Source organism: Haloferula luteola (genome assembly GCF_014201715.1).
In the GTDB taxonomy this organism is placed as follows: Bacteria; Verrucomicrobiota; Verrucomicrobiia; order Verrucomicrobiales; family Akkermansiaceae; genus Haloferula; species Haloferula luteola.
The window spans coordinates 57,171-77,474 of the sequence record NZ_JACHFD010000020.1 but is presented as its reverse complement, the minus strand read 5'-3'; the positions used below and the strand labels follow the sequence as shown (position 1 = coordinate 77,474).

The window sequence follows — 20,304 nt, the reverse complement described above, 5'->3', positions numbered from 1 at the left end:
CGGACCTATCGGGCGTCGGACTATGCGGATCCAGAATGGGCGTATCGATCGACGCATCTGTTGAGCACCGGCGTGAGCGCCTTGATCAACGGGGGGGCTATCGAGCAGGAGGAGCTGGAAGATTGGCTGGGCCTAAGCGAACTGAATTGGCCCGCCTACCCACCGGTTCCAGGGGTGATCGATGTGACCATGGGGAAACAGAAATTGAGCCGCCACCAGGATTTTCCCGAGCAACCCCCGGCGGGATGGGGAGCCTGGGATCTCCCAGCTTTGGAGGCGGTGAGGGGGAGCTTCCATTTCCATTCACGAGAGGTGACCGTGCCGGATGGCGGAAACGGGGAGGAAATGAGCTACCTCAAATACTGGGGAACCGATGCGACGAAGAAGGTTTGGGTGCTGCTCAACCGGAGACTCATCGAAGACCTTGAGGTTCCGTTCCTGAAGATCGCGACGAAAGCCTCGACCTTGGACTACCAAAACGAAGGGACGTGGTTTGAAGGGGCGATCAACGAAGCGACGAAAGTCACGCTAGGCGACCCGGAGGTGGTGAAGCTGACGGTTCGTGCAGGGGAGAACGTGTCGGAAACAGGCGTGGTGTTGGACCCCTTGGAAGCGAACGAAGGGACCTTCGAGAACGAGATGCGGTATGATGTGGATCTCCTGCCGGTGGACTTAGCGGTTGATGCAAACCGGGACGGTGAGGTGGAATTCGGAATCGACCAGACCTCTTCGGCGACTCCCTATCGCTTCTGGATCAACAATGACGATGACTCAGAAGAAGACGAAGAGGAATATGGGGAAGACTCTCAGCCTGACCATGTGGACGGCATCATTCCTTCACAGCGGGATCTGGAAGACTTCGCCCGTATCCAACTGATGGTCGGTGGATTCCATGAGCAACTCAAGAGCGGGGAAATCCAACTCACCATGAAATTCAAGGAGGGAACGGTGGAAGGGAATCCCGCGCTCAATCTCTGGCTTCACCTGGATGAGGACGGAGACCGTGACTATCTGCTGGATGAGCAGATTGCCGCCCGCCATCTGGTGCTTGGCAATCCCGGACGAGTGACGGCAAGCAGCGGATACACGTTCCTGCCCAGCTTCTGGACAGGTGAGGCAAACCCGAATTACCCGGAAATCACCAGCGGGAACCCTTATCGCTACCTGCTTTTTGAAGGAGCTTCAATAGGCAAGGGGGAACTGGTGCTTGAGTTCAAGAAAGGCAATGAAGTTCTTGGGGAAGGCTGTTCTTGCTGGATCAATCTTCTGGATGTCCGCAACATGTATCAGCGAGCGAAGATCACCCCTGATGACCCCGATGCTTTCACGGAACCGAGTGATTTTGTGGGAGATCCTTTCAATCCTACAGTTACACCTCCAGTTCCCCAAATTGGCTGGGTCTGGGATCCGAACGGGAAACCTTTCATCGAGGATCCCGAAGAGGAAAAACAATACCTTGTGTTTGTGTATGGCTGGAGGATGACCTACACAGGTTCCCAGAAATACGCGGAGAGCATGTTCAAACGGCTGTGGCAAACCGGATATAAAGGCCGCTTCGCCTTCGTGAGGTGGCCGACCTATTCAGAGGACACCAATGGGTGGACAGATGGTTTGTTCACCTACAATATCAGCGACTACCGGGCTTGGTTGTCAGGGAAAGGGGTGGCCGCGTTTGTCAACAGTCTGCCATCTGAATATACAAGGAATATCGCGGCCCATAGCATGGGTAATGTGGTGGCGAGTTCTGCGCTAAGGGAAGAGATGGCGGTTGACAATTACGCACTCCTGCACGCAGCAATACCCGCCATGTGCTTCGATGGAAACAGTTCTTTATATAAATTTGACAGGGAAACTCCAGATGGGGACTCTGACCCCATCACGAAATCCTTCGGTTTTAGAGAAAAAATATCACAAACAAATGGAGCAAAATTAATCAATTTTTATCTTGAGGGTGATTCGGCTTTGACGGGGAAAATTAATGTCCCTTTGGTTGGTGAGGTCGGCGGCTGGGAAGATAATAACAAAAGCTACAAGCCTGAAACATGGGGGTTGACTGGGTATAAGTATGATCCTGATCGTTCGAATGGAACTAAAATTTATATAGATTTCCTCACGGAATTTGGACGTCATCTTCGATTGTTTCCGGAGTCCGCAGCATACGCGACAGCTTCAAGAACTAAAGCTGTTGGAGCGGAAGGGCGCACCGCTGGCGTGATCAGTGACAAAATAAATATGGGTGCCAAATATGGATTCGGATCCACGCATAGTGCTGAATACCTGTGGCGAATCCAAAAGACCGATCAGTTCTACCACGATCTAATGGAGAAATTTGGACTCAACCCAATTCCGTAAACATGAATAATTTTTTAATATATGGAGTCGCTATTTTTCTCTTGGGAATCGCAACTGTAATTTTCGTCTGGAAGGAACCTCCAAAAAACAAAGAATCCCAAGGAAAGGCTAAGCAAGAATCACCACATAAAATTGCATCTTCAAAACAAGAAAATCTGCGAAACGTGCTGCCTGTTAAAGATGGGTTGTCTGTCGAGAAGATCAGACAGGCCGAACAGGAGAACGGGGCAAGCAGGATGGAAAAAATGAAGGATTTGCTCAGGAGAGATTACAGCACCCCCATTGATTTTTGGGGCAAGGTGGTTGATCAAAATGGCAATCCGATTGTTGGTGTAAAGGCTGATATTGTTATTGATGAACAGGCGGGAATGAAGAGCTATGTTGTTTTTTCAGATGAGAAAGGACTCTTTGAGCTTTTAGGGAAAAAGGGGGCCAGAGCTCGTGTTAGGGTCACTAAAGATGGCTATGCGGCAACTTCCAACGAAACAATGGGTTCTGATGTGTCTTCTCGGACAATTTACTATTCGATGGATGCAATGCCTGCTTATGCGCCTCCCACCCGAGATAACCCTCAAGTGTTTGTTCTCCGTAAAAAAAATCCGCCTGCCGACCTTGGCTATTCGGAGAAAGACCATGTGGCTGTCAATAAGAATGGAACCCCACAAAAAATCGCACTGCGAGCCGGAGGGAAAGCGATTGAAATCGAGGTTCGCTGTTGGTCGTCCTGCCCGGTGCCTTTCAGCTACGACAAATATGACTGGCGGGCTGAGATCCGGGTTTCGGCAGGAAAGCTTCGGGCCATCACTGAAATCGATCCCGTCACTGCCCCGACAGATGGCTATCAGCCAGTCTTTAGGCTAGAAATGCCGAAGGACATGGAGGGGAATTGGATACGCAGTAGCCCGAACGGGACAAGGGACTTCTGGATCCAGTTTGACGACAGCACCTATGCCAAGGCACGGATCGAAGTGAAAACCGGACGAACGCACGAGGCCGATGCGGAAGTCTGGTATAATCTTGACGGGACGAACAACTTTGAGCAGTGACGACGCCTCACCGCTGCCGCGCGAAACGAAGGCCACCCAGGCTGTCCTGCAAAGCCGCTTCGGCATGCTGACTGCTGGTGCTGGCCTCGTGTTCGCTTTGCTCAGATTGTGAAATTGGCCAGGGCAGCCATCCTGCCTTCGCTACCCGCACTGGTGGTTCCGCAGATAATGAGACATCCGGCGGAGGCCGGGGATGTCCCTCAGATCGTTAGAATCGGTGGCAGCCGGTCGGGTTGAGATTCATCGGTTGGTGGCTTCCTGACAAGTTGGTCCTGCCCCGCGCTGTCCCTCGGAGCGCAGAGCGACAGCGCGGTCGCCAAACGGGGGAGGTCGTCCGCATGCCGCACCTTGCGGATGCCTGCTTCGGCCCACAGCAGCCCCGAGGGCGATCCAGCGCGGCACCATGTCGGCCTTCTCGTTCCAACGCTTCACCGGACGCTTCCCTCCGCTCGGATTGACTCTTACCTTGACCGGCTATGGCATCGCTGAGTTTCTCGGACGCCGTGCGTTTCTCAATACGCACGCAGTACTCGAGATTGGCATCATCGTTTCCTTGCTGGCGTCGGTCGTCTACACGATCCGATTGGCGGGCAAGGGGCGAGTTCTTGCGTCACGGTGGGTTTTCCTCCTGAACCTCTGCTTTGGGCCCCTGATATTCGGATTCTTCATCGTCTCCGGGATGACCTCGATTCTAACCGGCAACGATTGAATGAATGGCAGAACGAGACTGTCGAATCACCCTGCCAAGGGTAGATCCCGGGGGGCTCGTAGGCGAGGGGCGATGATGGATGCTAATTTTGGCGGATCGGCTGGTTTGCTGGTTCTCGCGGACTCAGCGGGATCTTGGGCACGGATGGAAGTCCTCTCAACCCACACCGACGGTGCTCGACTGTTTCAAATCCCAGCTATAGGGTCTGGCTAAGAAGCTGTGCGACAACGACGTTCCATCATAGTTGCGATCGTCGCCATTGCCCTCCTTACGATCTCGGCATGTTTGGCGATGTGGCAACGAAGGTTGCTTGCTGACAGGCGCGAGCGAGAGGCGCACTTTGTGGCGATTCATTTTCTTGCAGTGGAAGCACGGCAAGAGGCCGATTCTGACGGTCCGACTGACTACGAGACTCTGTTGGAGTCGTGGGGTGGGCCGAATTCCGAGCTAGGGAGACCGTTTGTTGAGGGACTTGACTACGAACCACTGAATGGGGCTTTCAGCCTGGCGGAACCCAACCCAAGACGAGTGACGCTTCTCCGCAGCGACCGTTTGATTGCTACAGACCAGAATTGGCCTCGGTGGGAGCAGAGTGGTGAGTATGCGCGAAAATTCCCCGAGCAGGATGTTCCTCCCCTTGGGTTTCAATAAAGCAAGCCGGACAAGGCACAGGAGGGCGAACCGCTATCAGCGGCATTATTGAGTTTTTATCGCCAGCTTCTGGAGCGGATTGGATACTCGCGGCGAACTGACTCCAGATTTGCCCGACGAAGCAGCACGGTGGATCGAGGTTTTCTATCAGGCGAACGGATATGAGCGAGTTTCTGTCAGCCACCGTGGAGGGGCTATTTTCGTAGTCGACGAGGGTGAGTGAATGCTGGAACCCGAGACCGAAAAACCCAAGCGTACAAGTCTACAACCGAACCGGCGACAATGTCGTTTCTTGAATCGAGGCTTTCTTCCCGCCGGTCCGATGCTCTATAACGTTTTGCAAAAATATGTTCGAGCGACTAGCAATCTTCATTTTTATCTTCTTCGTCAGTTCGGTCGCCTTAGCGCATCAGGATGACTCAGGTGACATTGAACCTTCGGTTCGAGTCGAAAATGGTCGTTTTGCGGTCTATTTTCGCAACACTACCGATGAGCAATCATACAAGAGCGTGTTAGCAGCAGACGGAACATTTCTTTCGCGTCGCCAAAAGTCGGAACCACCGCCTGAGATTGGGCCTCCAGTTGAATTGGATGAGGAGCTTGAGGGGATCCATGTTCTAACTCAGGACGCGTATTATGTGTTTCCTGAATGGGATCCTAAGCACAACGGCAAACCGTTCATGGTCAAGATTGAGGGTCGCGAAGTCGCGAAGATGCCTTTAGAATGGGGTGACAGGTATGTCAGCATGATTCACGGCGCGGCCATCTCAGGCGACACCGTTGTCGTGACGGCTTCTCCGAAGGAGCCAACCAAGGTAGGGGAAGACTTCCTATTCATGATTCACTCATTCAAAATGAGTTCGGCGAAGCTTCTCCATTCAGTCATCATCGGGGATCCAATAAGAGTCTATTGGTTCCCTCAGGACTCGAACGTTCTGATTCATGATGGTTTCGCATACGTGGCGTGGATGAGTTTCGACAGTGACGAATCCAAGCTGAATTTCTCCCAATTTGACCCAGCAACCGGGCAGTGTGTCACCCATGAATTGGGTCGTGGGTGGGGCAACTCTTCAGCGTCGATTGGCATCATCGGGGAATCTGCATTGATTTGCTTTCATCGAAGGGTTGATCGTGTGGTGGGTGACGAAATGACTTCGCTAGCTGAGATCGTGTATGAGGATAGGAACCTGCCAGAGCTATTCGGAAAAGACACCTCGCGGCTTCAAGAGTGAAGTGCAACACTAGCGGTTACCGAGTTCAGAATCTCCAGGCTTCGCGGCCGGTCGTCAAAGTGTACGGATTCTTTGAATTCTGTGAGGGGTTGGCCCCTTTGAGTGGAACGGTCGGTCTAACCGTTGATCGTAGCACTGATCCGCTCACGGTCTCCGTGACAGTGACAAGCGAGACTGAGTTCACTCGACTGACGGACTTCGTGACTTCCATGATGCTCACGACGGCAGCATCGGTTGGGGTCGGACTTGGGGAGGAGACTTTTCGGTTCGCGCCGCCAGCTAATTCATGAAATCGGTCGAGCACAACGAGGCTGTCGAGTCACCCGGCTAGGTGTGGATTCCGGGAACTGGTAGGCGGCGGGCGAACTGGCGGATATTTCTGGCTGTCACGCCGGATCTTTGTTTTGCTGATGGTTGCATTCATCAGTTGCTTAAGAAAACCAGCTGGGCGCTGGAGGCCTGATCCGGTCTGGGGCTGAGTTCTGAAGTTTTGGCGGAGTATGAAATCAGGGATCAAGGTTCCTACGGCGGGAGGATGGGTCTCAATCGTATTGTCGATTGGGTGGTTGTTCTGTTGGTGGGTTATGAATGTAAGGACTGATTTGGGTGCATTCTGGATCGGATGGGCAGAGGGTGTGATGAGGGTGCTGTCTTTTCCCATGGGCTGGATGGGATACGAGATTTTGGCGCTCCATGGGCCAGGGACGATTGCCTTGATGATAGGAATTGTTGGCGGCACCTGCGTCGCCAACTGTTTCCTGTTGGGCCATTTACTGGTGGCAGGAATGCGGAGCGTTCGCAGGCGGTTTGGTCCAAAGGAGTCGTCGATCGGCCGTCGTCGTGATGATGATCGATGAGTGAATGGTATCGACGCCGGAATCCGGACTTTTTGAGGGAAGGAGGGAGAGAAGCCGGGTTTCAGAGGGGAAATGGACTCCGCGGCTGCGCGTATCTCTCGGTGTTGAGGGTGCGATGAAGAGCAACTCGGATGCTGAGATCGACGTCGCGGTTCTCGCGCTTGACCGAGTTCCCAGGTGAGGGTGGGGGGCACGCGGTCAAGGTCCAGAGTCCACCCAGCGAGGGATGGTGGGTATCTTCCTCGAAGTGAGTGGTTTGCTGTTCAGGCGGGCCTGTGGGTCACTTGGCTCGGTGAAGCGGGAGGACCCTTCAAAGAGGGAAGATCCGATGAGAAATGGTATCGGCCTGGGGCTGGTGATGACGGGGAAATCCCCAGGAGAGGGGACGATGGAGGAAACGGACTCCCTCATCGTGCCGCTTTTGGCTGAAAGGTGGTCGGCGAGGTCCATCGGATCCCGATGGCGAGCCCGGGGTTTTCCCGCGGGTGCTTGAAGCGGGGGGATGTCCGTGGGGACTTAGCAGCTTGGGCAAAGGGGTGTTTCCTCAACCGCGGCGGGGGCATTCATGGCGGGATTGGGGGCAAGGGTGCCGAGGCCGAGTTTGCCGAGGAGCGCGCGGTCGCGCTCAATCGCGGGGTTTTTGGCGGTGAGGAGTTTCTCGCCGTAGAAGATTGAGTTGGCTCCGGCGAGGAAGCAGAGGGTCTGGGTTTCATCCGACATCCTTTCGCGGCCGGCAGACAAGCGAACTTTTGCCCGCGGCATGGCGATGCGGGCGACGGCGATCATGCGAACGACGTCGAGAGGCTCGACTGGGGCGGCTCCTTCGAGGGGCGTGCCGGGCATGGGCATGAGGGAATTGATGGGCACGCTCTCCGGCTGGGGATTGAAGCTGGAGATGACTTCGAGCATGCGCAGGCGGTCGGTGGTGGTCTCGCCGAGGCCCAGAATGCCACCGCAACAGACCGACATGCCGGCGTCCTGAACGTTGCGAATCGTGCGCAGGCGGTCCTCGTAGGTGTGGGTGGATACGATGCTCGGGTAGTGTTCGGGCGAGGTGTCGAGGTTGTGATTGTAGGCGGTGACGCCTGCTTCGCGGAGACGTTTGGCTTCGTCGGGGCCGAGTTCGCCGAGGGTGACACAGACTTCCATGCCGAGGGTGGAGACTTCGCGGATGATATCGAGGACTTGCTCGAAGCGCTCGGTGCCTCCGCGGACGCCTCTCCAGGCGGCTCCCATGCAAAAGCGGGTGGAGCCGGTTTCGCGGGCATGGCGGGCGCGTTGCATGACGGCCTCTTTCTCCATGAGGCGTTCGAGGGTCACACCGGAGGTGTAGCGAGCGGATTGGGCGCAATAGGAACAGTCTTCAGAGCATCCGCCGGTTTTGATGGAGAGGAGGGTGCAAAGCTGGACTTCGCCGTCGGGCCAATGGGCTTCGTGAACATCGCGGGCGCGCTTGAGTAGCTCGAAGAGCGGGAGGTCGTGGAGGGCTTTGAGTTCGTCGAAAGTCATGGGAAAGTGGGTTGGTGAACCATTGAGGATCGGGCTGAAGTGAAACGGAAAGGGAGAGGTTTGGCTCGCTGTTCCTTGCGCTTTGTTGCTTGTGGCTTGCTCCGGTGGAGGTCTCAGCGGGCCCAGCGGCCGTGGACGACGGGGAGTTTCCCCTGGCCGACGACGACGTAGTCGGTGGGGCCGACGGCGCCTTCAAGGGGAAGGCCGAAGCGGCTTTTCCAGACCTTGCTCATGCTTTCGCCGGTGTGGCAGCCCCAGCTTTTGCAGTAGGAGTTCTTGGCGAAGATGTTGCGGCGGACGCGTGAGATGTCGTTTTCATGGAACCAGGCGGTGGAAGCGCCCATGATGCCATTGCTATAATCGAGCATGAAGCAGAACTTATTGCTGTGGCCGAAGTAATCGAAGGTCTCGATGGAGCCTCGAGGTTGGCTGTTAAGGGCGTTGACGAAGTCGCCGGAGGAAGAGACCCACTTCAGGGTGGCATTGCGTTCGGCGGCGCGGTCGGCGAGCCAAGTGGTGTAGGGCTTGCCGTCTTCCGCGGAGCGGGTTTGGTAGCCGGGGCGGTAGACGATCCAGACAATGGGCGCGTTGGGTCCGTAGGCTTTGCGGATTTCCACCATGCGGAGGGTGGAGGCGCGCACAAAGTTGGCCCACCAGCGGTCGTGTTGATCTTGTTTGACGCGCAGGTCTTCCCATTGTCGGAGGGCGGGGCCTCCGGTCACGATGACGTGGTCGGCCTTGGCGAAAGGCGCGAGGGCGAAAAGGAGTAGAGTGAGGAAGATCCGTCGCATGGCGTTGCGAAATTGGAGCGCCGATGGGCGCGGGTGGCAATGGCAAGAATTCAGGCTCCGGCGAAGGCACGGGTCATTTTTTCAAGTCCTTCAAGCATGCGGGAGCGTGGGCAGGCGAAGTTGAAGCGGATCCAGCCGGGCCAACCGAAGTAGGCGCCATCGGAGACGAAGAGCTTGGCAGCGGACTCAAGAAACTCTGCGGGATTCTCGTGGGAGGTCTCGCGGGCATCGATCCACGAGAGGTAGGTGGCGTCGTTGAGGACAGGGTGAAGCTGTGGTGCGTGCTCGGCCAGGTAGGCGTGGAGGGTGTCGCGGTTTCCGCGAAGATAGGTGACGAGTTCGCGGCGCCAGGGTTCTCCGTGGCGGTAGGCGGCTTCGGCAGCGTAGAAGGCGAGGGCGTTGATTTCGCTGAGAGTATGGCCGCGGGCGGCGCCGAAACGGCGGCGTAGAGTGTCGTCGGGGATGACAGCAAAGGCGTATCCGAGGCCGGCGATGTTCCAGGTTTTGCTGGGGGAGAGCAGGGTGATGGTGCGCTGACGCAGGTCGTCGGGAAGTCGAGTGGCGGAAAAATGAGGGGTGGCAGCTTCGTCGAGGATGAGATCGCAGTGGATTTCGTCGGAAACCAAGATCAGGTCGTGGTCGCGGCAGAAGGTAGCGACTTGAACGACTTCGTTTTCGGTGAAGGCGCGGCCCAGAGGGTTTTGGGGGTTGCAGAGGATGAAGACACGGGTCTCTGGGGTGACCGCGGCAGCCATCGCTTCGAGGTCGAATTCGAAGCGCCCGTCGACGAGGATGTGGTCGACGGTGATGAGCTTGGCGGCGGCATCGCGGTGGACGCCAAGGAAAGGTGGATAGACCGGGGTGCAGGTCATGACCGCCTCGCCATTGGGGCAAAAGGCGCGGGCGGCAAGGGAGAGGGCGGGGACGAGGCCACCGAGGTGGACGATGTGGTCGAGTGGGACCTGAGCGTGATGACGGGAGGCGAGGTACTGAATGACGGCTTCATTGAGCCCGTCGTGAGCTTGGGCGTAGCCGAAGATGCCGTGATCGACGCGACGATGGAGGGCATCCAGGATTTCCGGACAGGAGGCGAAGTCCATGTCGGCGACCCAGAACGGATCGAGGTCAGGGCGGCGGTCGTATTTGATGTTTCCGGTGCCGCGGCGTGGGATGACGGTATCGAAGGGCGAAGGCATGGGAGCGTGGGTCGAGGAGAGGTGGGTGGCTCAGGGAGCAACGGATTCCAAGGCTTGGGTGGCGGCACCGATCATGCCTGCTTCGTTGCCGAAGCGGGCAGGAAGGACTTGGAGGGCTTCTTTGAAGGGGTCACTGAGTTGGGAAAAGAGGGCTTCTTGGAGGGGACCAAAGAGCAAGGGTCCGGCTTTGGCGACGCCACCGCCGATGATGAGAGCTTCAGGATTGAGGAGCCAGCAGCAGTCCATGAGGACATTGGCGAGCTGACCGGCGATGGTGTTCCAGAGCTCAAGCGCGACGGGGTCGCCCTCTTCGGCGGCTCGGGAGAGTTGCGCGGGCGTGCAATCTCCGAGCGAACGATGGTCGCCACGGGAGTGGTAGGCGTCGCTGGCGGCCTGGGTGATTTCCTGGTTGCCGATGTATTCTTCGAGGGCGCCGAGGTTGCCGTAGGTGCCGCGGAGGCCTTTCCAGTCGATGGACATTTGGCCAAGCTCGCCGGCTCCAAAGCGGGCGCCGCGGACCATTTGGTTGTTCACGACCAGTCCGCCGCCGACGCCTGTGCCGAGGGTGATGGCGACGAGGTGCTGCATGCCGCGCCCAGCGCCGAGTTTCCATTCGGCATAGGCCATGCAGTTGGCGTCGTTATCGACGATGACGGGCAAACCAGTGCCTTGGCTGAGGCGGGTTTTGAGCGGAAATTCGTGCCAGCCGGGAACGTTGGTGAGGTTGCGAACGACGCCTTGTTCGAAATCGACGAATCCAGGCATGCCGACTCCGATGGCGAGAATCCCGGGGTGGTGGATGCGAAGATCTTCGACGGTGCGGCAGATGGCCACCAGGAGGGGCTCAGGTCCATCGAAGTCTTGGGTGGCGATGGGGGGCGCGTGGTCGACGACTTCAGCTCCGCGGACCACGCCGATCTTGACCGAGGTCCCGCCGAAATCGATGCCGATGGCCGTGCCGTCATTCGTCATGGCGGGAGGTGTAGGGGCTCCTACCGGGCTTGGCACGTCATTTTCCCAATGATGAATGAGGAATTGCGCGAGCTTGAGAGGCTCAGGGGAGTGCGCCGAAATGGCGGCGTCCCACGAGTTCGATACCGTGGAGGGTCAGCTCTGAATCGACGCGTTGAATTTCGGGCACGCCGCGGGCGATGAGGGCGGCATCGCCGCCGGTGGCGACGGCGATGGCATCTCCGGGGAGTTCGCGGCGGATGGAAGCAAGGATTTCGCGGACGAGGCCACGGTATCCGATGACGGCACCTGCGCGCATGGCTTCGACGGTGGAGCGGCCGATGGCATGGGCGGGTTCTTCAAGGTCAATGAGGGGCAGGAGGGCGGTTTTGCGGCCGAGGTATTCGCCCATGGCTCCGAGGCCGGGGGCGATCACGCCGCCAAGGTAGGAGGGGGCGGCGGAGACGACGTCGAAGGTGACGGCGGTGCCAAAGTCGATGACAACGGCGGGAGCTTGGTGGCGGGCGACGACACCGACGGCGTTGGCGAGACGGTCGGCGCCGATTCGATCCGGCTCGGGGTAGTCGATGCCGATTTCCAGGGGACTTTCGGCTGTGAGGTGGTGGACGGGCACTCTGGGAGCCAGGAAATCGTGGAGGATTCTCGATTTCTCGGGAACGACGGAGCAGATGACCGCGCCATCGAAAGAGAGATTTCCAAGGGTGGTCTCAAGCGCTTCGGGGGAGACGTCTGCGGTGGGAATCCAGCAGGTGTGTTGAAAGGCTCCACCGGGCAAGCTGAGGGTGAGCTTGGTGCGGGTGTTGGAGTTGTCGATGAGAAGGAGGCGCATGGCTTACCAGTGGTGGGAGCGGAAGGTGCGGCGGTCGCCATCGGCGAGTGGGGGAGGGCCGGAGCGGCTGCGCACGGTGAGGTGAGCGGTGCCCGCGACAAGGGTAAGGGGATGCTCCAGTTGGGCCTTTTCGAGCCAAAAGCGGAGGGAGATGGAGCGAAGGTTTTGGAGGGTGGCTTCGGGGTTGGCTCCCGGGGCGAGTCCTTGGCCTTCGAAGTCGACTTGGACGGGTTTGATGGTGGGGGTGTCGGTGCTGGCGTCGGTTCTCGTCAGTTCCAGTGGGTGGGGGAGGCCATGGAGCTGGCCGGGATCGAGTCGCAGATCGAGCCAGAAGTAGGAGTGATCCCGGGTGAGCTGGGCGGATTGGATTTTCGTGCCATCGGGTGAATCGGGCTTCCATTCGTAGGGTTGGAGCCAGACCCAAGCGGCGGCGAGGAGGGAGAGGAGGGCCAGAGCCATTAGGAGGGGCGCGCGGCGAAGCTTCACGCGCCAGCTCTAGGCGGAGGGGAATGGGGGTTCCAGACTCAAAAAAAACAGGCGACCCGAAAGGGCCGCCTGTTGAAGAAAGATCGGTGAGAAGAACTCCGGGATCAATCGGTGTAAGCCGGAGCGCCGTGTTCGGCGACGTCCAGGCCTTCTTCTTCTTCTTGGGCATCCACGCGGACACCGAGGGTGACCTTGAGGAGGAAGAAGAGAACGAAGGAGGCGATGAAGGCGAAGGCCGAGATCGCGAGGCAGCCCATCAGCTGGATGCCGAAGGAGTGATCGGGGTTGGTGCTGAAGATACCGACAGCCACCGTGCCCCAAAGACCGCAGACGCCGTGAACGGAGACGGCACCGACCGGATCGTCGATCTTGATCTTGTCGAAGAAGATGACCGAGAAGACCACGATGGCACCTGCGATGGCGCCGACGACGACGGACATCCAAGGTGAGATGGAATCGGCACCGGCGGTGATGCCGACGAGGCCGGCAAGGATGCCGTTAAGGCCCATGGAAAGATCCGGCTTCTTGAGCACGGCCCAGGAAGTGAACATCGCGGCGAGGCCACCGGCAAAACCGGCCATCGCGGTGGTCACGAACACGCGGGACACAGCTTCCGGATCGGCGCTGAGGACCGAACCACCATTGAAACCGAACCAACCGAGGAAGAGCATGAACACCCCGATGTTGGCGAGAGGCAGGTTGTGGGGAAGGATCGGCTTGACGCCTTCCTTGGTGAACTTGCCACGGCGAGGGCCGAGAACGATGATGGCGGCGAGAGCAGCGAAGCCACCGAAGGCGTGCACGAGGGTCGAGCCAGCGAAGTCATAGAAGCCCTTGGCGTCGAGCCAGCCGGTGCCCCACTTCCAGGAACCCGTGATCGGGTAGAAGAAGCCCACCAGGATGGTGGCGTAGATCATGAAGCTCACGAGTTTCACGCGCTCGGCCACAGCACCGGAAACGATGGTGGCAGCGGTCGCGGCAAACATGGCTTGGAAAATGAAGTCGGTCCAAATCGTGTAGCTGGCGTAGTCCGCAGTGACGCTGGCGGTGCGGGTCGCTTCATCGGCAAACCCGTTCATCAGAGGGGAGCCCATGGCGAAGAAACCGTTCCAGTCCTCACCCATCGTGCCGGGATACATCGCATTGAAACCCCAGGCCATGTAGGTCAGGGCGCCGATGCAGACGATGAACACGTTTTTGAAGAGGATGTTGACCGTGTTTTTCTTTTGGCAGAGGCCGGATTCCACCGAGCAGAATCCGAGGTGCATGATGAACACCAGGGCCGCCGACAGGAGAATCCAAAGGTTATTGACGGTGAACATTGCCGCGTCGCTACCCGCCATGAAGGCTTCGTAGGTTCCTTCGGCAGGCGGCTCATCCTGTCCGAAGGCCGAAGCCGTCAGCAGTAGGGGGATGAGGTAAGTCAGTTTTGTCAGCATTCGCATGTTGGTTGGCGTGGTTGGTTTGATGAACGCAGGGGGGGAGAGCACCTGCCGTGCCAAATTGATAGAGGGGGCTCTGCTGAGGGGTGGGCGCGAGGTGGGGTGAACGGCTGAGGTTCATGAAATTCCCACCAGCGGCGGGGTCGCTCGAGGAGCGGCGGGGAACGCCGAAACGAAGCGCGAAAGAAGTCGGGGAAATGCCCTTGCCAGCCCGCAGGCGGGCGACTAACTAGCGGTCAAGCGAGACGCATCCGATCCCCCGCTTTTCGCTGGACACAATCCTTTAGCTTTCCTAATGAAACGGCTGAGAAACAGTGTCCGGCGGACCTTCGTGGCACGTCGGATGCTAAACGCTCAAATTCTCCCGACGTCGGGTTTACCGGCTCGGGGGGTTCTAGCAGCAACCGAAAAACGAAAAACGATGCGCAACTACAGCAAAACCGTTGGCGCCCTGGCCGCTGCCTCCACCCTCGTGGCTGGCTACGCTTCGGCGGAACTTGAAGGTGAAGTGCACGTTGGCTACGCCAACATGTACGAATTCCGATTCGTCGATCTGGGCAACGACCTCGTGGAAGCCGGTGCCGATGTGGCCTGGTCCATGGGTGATCTGGGCTTCAGCGCAGGTGCCTGGTACGCCTCGTTCGATTCCCCGACTGTTTTCGGCGCCGCCGGATTCAACAACGACGAGCTCGACCTCTACACCAGCGCCAGCTACGCAGTGGGTGATGTGACCTTCGAACTGGGTTACATTTACTACTACTTCCCGGACGCTTCCGCTGACACTCAGGAAGTTTACCTCGGTGCTTCCTATGAGCTGCCGTTCGGTCTGACCTTCGGTTCGACCTTCTACTATGACTTCGACGCCGCTTCCGGTTGGTACTGGGACAACAACGTTGGTTACACCGTTGAGTTCAACGATTGCCTTTCGCTTGAGCTGACCGCTGGTGTTGCCTTCGCTGATGGCCAAGGCCTCCAAGCTTCGGCTCGTCCGGGTTCCGTGGGTACCGCTGATGGTTTCCAAGGTTACTACGTGGGTGCCGCTCTGCCGTGGGAATTCCGCGACGGCGTGACCCTCAAGCCTTACGTGAAGTACACCAACGGTGACAGCGATCTCGTGACCGACCTGCTCGGCAACGGTGGTCAAGAATACCTCATCGGTGGCGTGAGCCTCGCCGTGAGCTTCTAATTTCGATGGGTTCTCCGGAACTCTGAGATTTTTGAGCGGCCGTTCCCTCGGGGGCGGCCGCTCTTTTTTGGCCGAACGAGAGGGATTTACTGGGGGAGGGTCTTCCTGACGATCCACCCCATTGGGAATTGAGGTACCCCCGAACGGACAGGAGGCGCCGTCGGAGAATCAGTCGGAAGCCCGTGGATGGGCCTGCTGATAGGCATCCCTCAGCCGCTCTCGAGTGACGTGGGTGTAGATCTGGGTGGTGGAAAGGGAGGAGTGGCCCAACATGGCTTGCACGGAGCGGAGGTCGGCCCCCGCATCGAGGAGATGGGTCGCAAAGCTGTGGCGTAGTTTGTGGGGAGAGATTTCGAAGGGAATCGACGACTGGCGGACGTATTTTTTCAGCAGCAGGTCAATGGCCTGTTGGGTAAGCTGGGACCGGCGTTTGCTGATGAAAAGGGGGCCGCTGGGCACGGGCGCGGTGGCAAGGTACGCTTGAATCGCCTTGAGCGCTGGTTCTCCTACGGGAACGAGGCGTTCTTTGGAGCCTTTGCCGATCACGCGGAGACTGCCTGATTCGAAGTCGATCGAGTGTTTTTCCAGGGATCGCAATTCCGAGATCCGAAGTCCGCAGGAGTAAAACAGTTCGAGAATGGCGGCATCGCGACGAGGGACCCATTCGGGAGTGTTGCGAGGCAGGGGAAGGCGAAGTGGGAGTTCGAGAAGTTCATCGATCTGCGCGAGGCTCAGAACCACCGGCAGGGGACGAGGTGCCTTGGGCAAAGCGATGGCGGCCACCGGGCTGTTGGCCAGGCCGCGACGGAGGACCAAGTATTTGTAGAACGAGCGCAGGGCAGAAAAGCGCAAGCGGACCGTGGACCGAGAAAGGCCCTTCTTCATCATGTGAAACAGCCAATCGCGGAACGGGTCGGGATCCAGGCGGACCCACTCGGGCTCCTCATCCAAGCCGAGGTCCTTTTGGAAGGAGGCGAAGGCTGCGGTGTAGTTGGCAATGGTTCGTGGCGAGGCGTTTTTCTCGACACGGAGGAAATGAATGAAGTCGTCCTGAAGCGAGGATTTCATGACGCGGCGGAAGGCCGGCCCTTTCTCCATTGGTAGCCGAGCAAGCCGATGCCGCCGAGGGCCATGGTGGCGGAAATGCCGACGGCCAACCAACCCATTTGAGTTTCCTGCTCGATGCGTTCAGCAGCTTTCAGGGGATCGAGATCCTGAACTCGCTCAAGGCGAGCTTTGGCGAGAAAGGCGAGAATGGTGGCCGAGACGAAGAGGGTGAGGGCGATGCGGGTCAGTCGGTTCATGCGCAAGCCGGGCAGGTGCCGAAAAATTCGAGTTCGTGGTAGAGGTTTTGGAAGCCTGTGGACTCTCGGATTTCTTCCTCCAAGGCGTGAACCGGGCACGGGGCTTTGATTGCCTCAATGGATCCACAGGAGGTGCAAATCAGGTAGTCGTGGTGCCGATCGGGGAGCAACAAGGTGAAGTAGGCGGCTCTCTCGTGGAGACCGAGGCGACGAATGATGGCATGGTTTTCGAGCCGTTGCAGGAGCCGAAATACGGTGGCCTTGTCGCACTGGTCTGCGAGTCGGGGAGATTCCGCGAGTTCGGAAAGGGTCATTGGACGCGGCGATTCGAGAAGGGTGGCGAACAGCTGTTCGAGAGCCTTGGTGCGGCGCAGACCTAATGAGCGGCAGCGTTGGATCAGGGATGGAAGTTCGGCGTCCATGGAAACGGAGGGAGAGTAGCCGCCGAAATCCCGACTGGCCAAATGGAAATGGCCGCGCGCCGTGAGAAAGAGAGGCCGACAAAAAGGCCCGCCGGGAATTTCCGGCAGGCCTCTGAAACCGCTCTGGATGCGACGAAGTTCGAGGATCAGGGCTCCGCGCCCTCTGCGATGCGGACGAATCTCCGGGAGTCGGCCGCCGTATCGACTTCGAGCGGAACGTCCTGAGTCGCAGAAGCAGCGACAAAGGTGGAACCGGAAACCGCCTCGAAGCTACTAAGGGTGTTGGAACTTTGGATGTGATAGGATTGGCCGACAGAGAGCCCCGATACCGTGACTGTGAAGGTTTGAGGGTTGGCTACCGAATCAAGGACCGCATGAGTGATGACAGGGCCACTGGAGGAGGTCGAAACCACCGAACCCAAGGGCAGGATGAGGGCGGGTGCTGGATCCGTTCCCTGTTCCTTGGCCGTGATGCCGTGCCAGCGGTTGTTCGAGGTGGGGTGGAACGCCAAGGTGATCTGACCATCGCTGTCTTTTTCAAGGAAGGAGCTCAGATCAAGGTTGGCCGGATTCGAGTAGAAGACTCCGGTGGCGGTGGGAGCCATGGTCCCAAGCAGCGCCCATTGTTTTGGATTCATCGCCCAGGTGTTGAGGGTGGCCCGTTGATCATCGAGGATGCCGGGAGCATTGGAGTAGCTGGTGGTCGCTTCGTCCCAGCTTTCTCCTGAGGTTCCGTCGATGAGGCCATAGACGTTGATGACTCCTGCGGTCCCAGAAACCCAAGGGATATGGATCCTAAGGATGGCGTTGGAAAGGTCGTCGGTGAGCAGAGAACGATCGAAACGGAGCATGGGGATATGAAGCCGGCTTGCTCGATTGTCACGGATCACGTTGACCTCATCGAGCCCGTGAACGACGGTCGGACCGGTGGTGGCATTCTGAACGTCGTTGGTCAGTGAGGTATCGGCTCCGACGCCATCGGCGGTGGTCAGAACACCAGCGTCGGGTACGGAGCCGGCGTCGGCGGGATTGGTTCCGGCGTAGTACTCGATCAGATTGATGACTCCGTCCGAGTCCGAATCGGTGGTGCCTGTCTGGGTGGTTTCGGTGGTGAAGTAGAAACGTTCCCAACCCTCTGGAAGGCCATCTCCGTCGGTGTCTGGAGTGGAAAGCGGGTCGTTTCCATTGGAGGCAGCGGCGTACTCCTGGGCATTGGTGTAGCCGTCGGAATCGTTGTCGTCCGTTTCCAGCTCGGTGGTGGTCAGGTCCCCGAAGGAGTAAAGTTCCCAGGCGTCTCCCAGCAGATCGGCATCGGAGTCGGGAGAGCTGGTTCGCACAGAAGGATCGGTTTCCGTCGGGGTGGCGCTTTCCTCCTCTTCGTTGGTCGCAAAGTCGCGGTCCGGATCGTCATTGCCATCGTAGAGGTCAATGGAGTTGAAGTAAGCGATTTCGAAGGCATCGGCGAGGCCATCTCCATCGATGTCTCCGGGAACGGAAGCTGGGTTCAGGGGATTCGATCCCTCGAGGTACTCGTCGAAATCCGAGTAGGTGTCGGAGTCCGAATCGGCGTTGGGATCATTGGCGGTGGTCAGATCGCCAAAGACCTGTTCTTCCCAGCGGTCATTGAGGCCGTCGGGTTCGCTGTCGACGAAGCTTTCGATGTCATTCGGGTCGGTGCCGGCATTCTCTTCTTCTTCGTTGGTGTAGAGGTCGCCATCGGAGTCTTCGCTGCCGGTTTGAGTGTCGATCGCCCCAAAGAAGTCGATTTCCCATTGATCATCCAATCCATCAGCATCGGCATCTCCAGGAACGGACGCGGCATCGTTGGGGTTGGAGCCGATCGGAGTGCCGTCGGCTTCCTGCTTGTTGGTGAAGCCATCGGAGTCGAGGTCAGCCTCGGTGTCGTCGGTAACATAGACGTCATCAAGGGTGACGATGCCATCATTGTTGCCGAAGTAGCGGTCTTCCCAAAGGTCGTTTAAGCCATCGGCATCGATGTCGCCGGGGAAGGAGTCAGGATTTGCAGGGTCGGAGAAGGCATCGTATTCTGCGATGTTATCGAATCCGTCGTTGTCATTGTCGCCGTAGGGGTCAGTGGCCGTGGTCAGGTCTCCAAAGTAGAAGTCCTCCCACCAGTCGTTCATGCCATCGCCGGTGCCATCGCCATTTTCATTGTCGAGGAAAGCATAGGGGGGCTCGATGGTTTCGAGGGGAAAGTACCCATAGTTGTGGGGATCGGTTCCGGCCGTTTCTTCGTCTTCGTTGCTGCCGAAGTCCCCATCGGGATCATCGTTTCCGCTCGCGATGGCGAGCTCGATGGCGGTGGGGATGCCGTCGTTATTGCCGAAGTACTGGTCTTCCCAGAGGTCGGCGAGTTCGTCGCCATCGATGTCGCCAGGGATGGAAAAGGGATCGTTCGGGTCGGAAGCTGCGGTTTCTTCCGCTTCGTTGTCGTAGGTATCGGAGTCCGGGTCATCCGTCCCAGAATAGCTGGTGATGTCACCAAAATGGTCGATTTCCCATTGGTCGGCGAGGCCGTCTCCGTCGGAGTCGCCGGCCGTGGCATTGGGGAGGTTGATGAGCGGGTGGTAAGTGGTGGTCGCATTCTCTTTGGAAGCGATGTCCCAATCCGGGGCATTGTCCCCGTCCCATACAACGAGGAAGGAAATCAGGTTGTTGGTATCTGAGGCGAGAAAGCTATCGAGAGGAAGGGTGTCGACATTGCTGGTATCCTTGTAAGGGACGGCCCCATTGCTGACGACAAAGGTGCCGAGGAGTTCCCAAGCTCCGCTGGGGTTGGTGGTGCCGTCGTAGAGATCGTAGGAGAAGAGCCCGGTGGCGGCAGTGAGGGCACCTGGAGCATTGGAATAGGAGGTGGTCGCTTCGTCCCAGGAGTCGAGTGACTCATCCCGGAGACCGTAGATCTTGACGGTGCGACCGCGGTTCGAGCGGGTAAAGGTGAGGGAGAGTGTGGCGCTGGTGCGATCTGCTGCCGCTTCCAAGCCACCGAGATCGTAGCGGAGGAGTACTTGGCGGCTACGAGTGGCTTCCCAGTAACGAAGGTTCAATGTGCCGTTTCCGTGGACGACGGTGGGCCCGGAGTTGCTATCGTTCGAGAGGTAGGTGTCGGCGCCACTCCCGTAGGAAGTCGGGACGGATACCGCGGCATGGCCGGGGCAGGAAAGAAGATACAAGGCGGGGAGAACCACCGCCATGGTGGAATTCGGATGTTTCATGGGTTTCTGGGACGGTAGGGTTATCCGGAAGGTGACGAGCCTTCAGAATCTCATACCGAGCCTGATGAAACATCCGTATGTGTT

Annotated in this window: 16 protein-coding genes; 5 read left to right on the top strand and 11 right to left on the bottom strand. The window is 58.2% G+C overall.

Annotated features, from left to right (window positions below):
• Positions 1-174: 174 nt before the first annotated feature.
• The 4 genes from HNR46_RS21430 (at position 175) to HNR46_RS16415 (ending at position 5,990) form a co-directional block, all read left to right on the top strand.
• Complete coding sequence (locus HNR46_RS21430; protein ID WP_184020729.1) at positions 175-2,352, top strand: alpha/beta hydrolase; 2,178 nt, start codon at positions 175-177, stop codon at positions 2,350-2,352.
• 2 nt (positions 2,353-2,354) lie between these two features.
• Complete coding sequence (locus tag HNR46_RS16425) at positions 2,355-3,398, top strand: carboxypeptidase-like regulatory domain-containing protein (protein ID WP_184020728.1); 1,044 nt, start codon at positions 2,355-2,357, stop codon at positions 3,396-3,398.
• A gap of 403 nt (positions 3,399-3,801) precedes the next feature.
• Positions 3,802-4,107 carry a hypothetical protein gene (locus HNR46_RS16420; RefSeq protein ID WP_184020727.1) on the top strand — a complete coding sequence of 102 codons (306 nt, stop codon included), beginning with the start codon at positions 3,802-3,804 and terminating at the stop codon, positions 4,105-4,107.
• 998 nt (positions 4,108-5,105) lie between these two features.
• Complete coding sequence (locus HNR46_RS16415; protein WP_184020726.1) at positions 5,106-5,990, top strand: hypothetical protein; 885 nt, start codon at positions 5,106-5,108, stop codon at positions 5,988-5,990.
• Between the two features lie 1,373 nt (positions 5,991-7,363).
• On the opposite strand, the gene bioB is transcribed toward HNR46_RS16415, so the two are convergent.
• The 7 genes from bioB to HNR46_RS16380 all read right to left on the bottom strand — a co-directional run bounded on the left by bioB (position 7,364) and on the right by HNR46_RS16380 (position 14,069).
• A complete protein-coding gene (gene bioB / locus HNR46_RS16410; RefSeq protein WP_184020725.1) occupies positions 7,364-8,356 on the bottom strand; it encodes a biotin synthase BioB in 993 nt (330 codons plus the stop codon).
• A 113-nt stretch (positions 8,357-8,469) separates the two neighbouring features.
• Positions 8,470-9,147 (bottom strand): hypothetical protein, encoded by a 678-nt coding sequence (locus HNR46_RS16405; protein WP_184020724.1) that lies wholly within the window; start codon positions 9,145-9,147, stop codon positions 8,470-8,472.
• Between the two features lie 50 nt (positions 9,148-9,197).
• The gene (locus tag HNR46_RS16400; RefSeq protein WP_184020723.1) at positions 9,198-10,343 is read right to left on the bottom strand and encodes a MalY/PatB family protein; all 1,146 of its coding nucleotides are present in this window, start codon (positions 10,341-10,343) and stop codon (positions 9,198-9,200) included.
• A gap of 30 nt (positions 10,344-10,373) precedes the next feature.
• The gene (locus HNR46_RS16395) at positions 10,374-11,315 is read right to left on the bottom strand and encodes an ROK family protein (RefSeq protein ID WP_184020721.1); all 942 of its coding nucleotides are present in this window, start codon (positions 11,313-11,315) and stop codon (positions 10,374-10,376) included.
• Positions 11,316-11,397: 82 nt separating this feature from the next.
• Positions 11,398-12,144: a type III pantothenate kinase gene (locus HNR46_RS16390; RefSeq protein WP_184020719.1), complete on the bottom strand. Its 747-nt coding sequence runs from the start codon at positions 12,142-12,144 to the stop codon at positions 11,398-11,400.
• A 3-nt stretch (positions 12,145-12,147) separates the two neighbouring features.
• Entirely contained in the window at positions 12,148-12,630 is a 483-nt protein-coding gene (locus tag HNR46_RS16385) for a hypothetical protein (protein WP_184020718.1), read from the bottom strand.
• Between the two features lie 104 nt (positions 12,631-12,734).
• Positions 12,735-14,069 (bottom strand): ammonium transporter, encoded by a 1,335-nt coding sequence (locus tag HNR46_RS16380; protein WP_184020737.1) that lies wholly within the window; start codon positions 14,067-14,069, stop codon positions 12,735-12,737.
• Between the two features lie 424 nt (positions 14,070-14,493).
• Between HNR46_RS16380 and HNR46_RS16375 the strand changes: the two genes are divergently transcribed.
• On the top strand, positions 14,494-15,258 hold the full coding sequence (locus HNR46_RS16375; RefSeq protein WP_184020717.1) for a TorF family putative porin: 765 nt from the start codon (positions 14,494-14,496) through the stop codon (positions 15,256-15,258).
• Between the two features lie 168 nt (positions 15,259-15,426).
• Here HNR46_RS16375 and HNR46_RS16370 read toward each other — a convergent pair whose 3' ends face one another.
• From HNR46_RS16370 to HNR46_RS16355, 4 genes are all read right to left on the bottom strand, one after another.
• Positions 15,427-16,326 carry a tyrosine recombinase XerC gene (locus HNR46_RS16370; RefSeq protein ID WP_184020716.1) on the bottom strand — a complete coding sequence of 300 codons (900 nt, stop codon included), beginning with the start codon at positions 16,324-16,326 and terminating at the stop codon, positions 15,427-15,429.
• Positions 16,323-16,562, bottom strand: coding sequence for a hypothetical protein (locus HNR46_RS16365; RefSeq protein WP_184020715.1), 240 nt, complete (start codon positions 16,560-16,562; stop codon positions 16,323-16,325). The genes HNR46_RS16370 and HNR46_RS16365 overlap by 4 nt, the downstream gene beginning before the upstream one ends.
• Complete coding sequence (locus HNR46_RS16360; RefSeq protein WP_184020714.1) at positions 16,559-16,984, bottom strand: Fur family transcriptional regulator; 426 nt, start codon at positions 16,982-16,984, stop codon at positions 16,559-16,561. Before HNR46_RS16360 ends, HNR46_RS16365 begins: the two co-directional genes overlap by 4 nt.
• Before the next feature lie 146 nt (positions 16,985-17,130).
• A complete protein-coding gene (locus tag HNR46_RS16355; RefSeq protein ID WP_184020713.1) occupies positions 17,131-20,220 on the bottom strand; it encodes a CBM96 family carbohydrate-binding protein in 3,090 nt (1,029 codons plus the stop codon).
• Positions 20,221-20,304 lie beyond the last annotated feature (84 nt).

What these genes read in the sequence shown, in the direction of transcription:
- HNR46_RS16420 (WP_184020727.1), top strand. Translation starts at nt 3,802, where the DNA reads ATGTCGGCCTTCTCGTTCCAACGCTTCACCGGACGCTTCCCTCCGCTC.
- HNR46_RS16395 (WP_184020721.1), bottom strand. Translation starts at nt 11,315, where the DNA reads ATGACGAATGACGGCACGGCCATCGGCATCGATTTCGGCGGGACCTCG.
- HNR46_RS16370 (WP_184020716.1), bottom strand. Translation starts at nt 16,326, where the DNA reads ATGAAATCCTCGCTTCAGGACGACTTCATTCATTTCCTCCGTGTCGAG.
- HNR46_RS16390 (WP_184020719.1), bottom strand. Translation starts at nt 12,144, where the DNA reads ATGCGCCTCCTTCTCATCGACAACTCCAACACCCGCACCAAGCTCACC.
- HNR46_RS16375 (WP_184020717.1), top strand. Translation starts at nt 14,494, where the DNA reads ATGCGCAACTACAGCAAAACCGTTGGCGCCCTGGCCGCTGCCTCCACC.
- HNR46_RS16400 (WP_184020723.1), bottom strand. Translation starts at nt 10,343, where the DNA reads ATGCCTTCGCCCTTCGATACCGTCATCCCACGCCGCGGCACCGGAAAC.
- HNR46_RS16355 (WP_184020713.1), bottom strand. Translation starts at nt 20,220, where the DNA reads ATGAAACATCCGAATTCCACCATGGCGGTGGTTCTCCCCGCCTTGTAT.
- HNR46_RS16425 (WP_184020728.1), top strand. Translation starts at nt 2,355, where the DNA reads ATGAATAATTTTTTAATATATGGAGTCGCTATTTTTCTCTTGGGAATC.
- HNR46_RS16365 (WP_184020715.1), bottom strand. Translation starts at nt 16,562, where the DNA reads ATGAACCGACTGACCCGCATCGCCCTCACCCTCTTCGTCTCGGCCACC.
- HNR46_RS16405 (WP_184020724.1), bottom strand. Translation starts at nt 9,147, where the DNA reads ATGCGACGGATCTTCCTCACTCTACTCCTTTTCGCCCTCGCGCCTTTC.
- HNR46_RS16380 (WP_184020737.1), bottom strand. Translation starts at nt 14,069, where the DNA reads ATGCTGACAAAACTGACTTACCTCATCCCCCTACTGCTGACGGCTTCG.
- bioB (WP_184020725.1), bottom strand. Translation starts at nt 8,356, where the DNA reads ATGACTTTCGACGAACTCAAAGCCCTCCACGACCTCCCGCTCTTCGAG.
- HNR46_RS16415 (WP_184020726.1), top strand. Translation starts at nt 5,106, where the DNA reads ATGTTCGAGCGACTAGCAATCTTCATTTTTATCTTCTTCGTCAGTTCG.
- HNR46_RS16360 (WP_184020714.1), bottom strand. Translation starts at nt 16,984, where the DNA reads ATGGACGCCGAACTTCCATCCCTGATCCAACGCTGCCGCTCATTAGGT.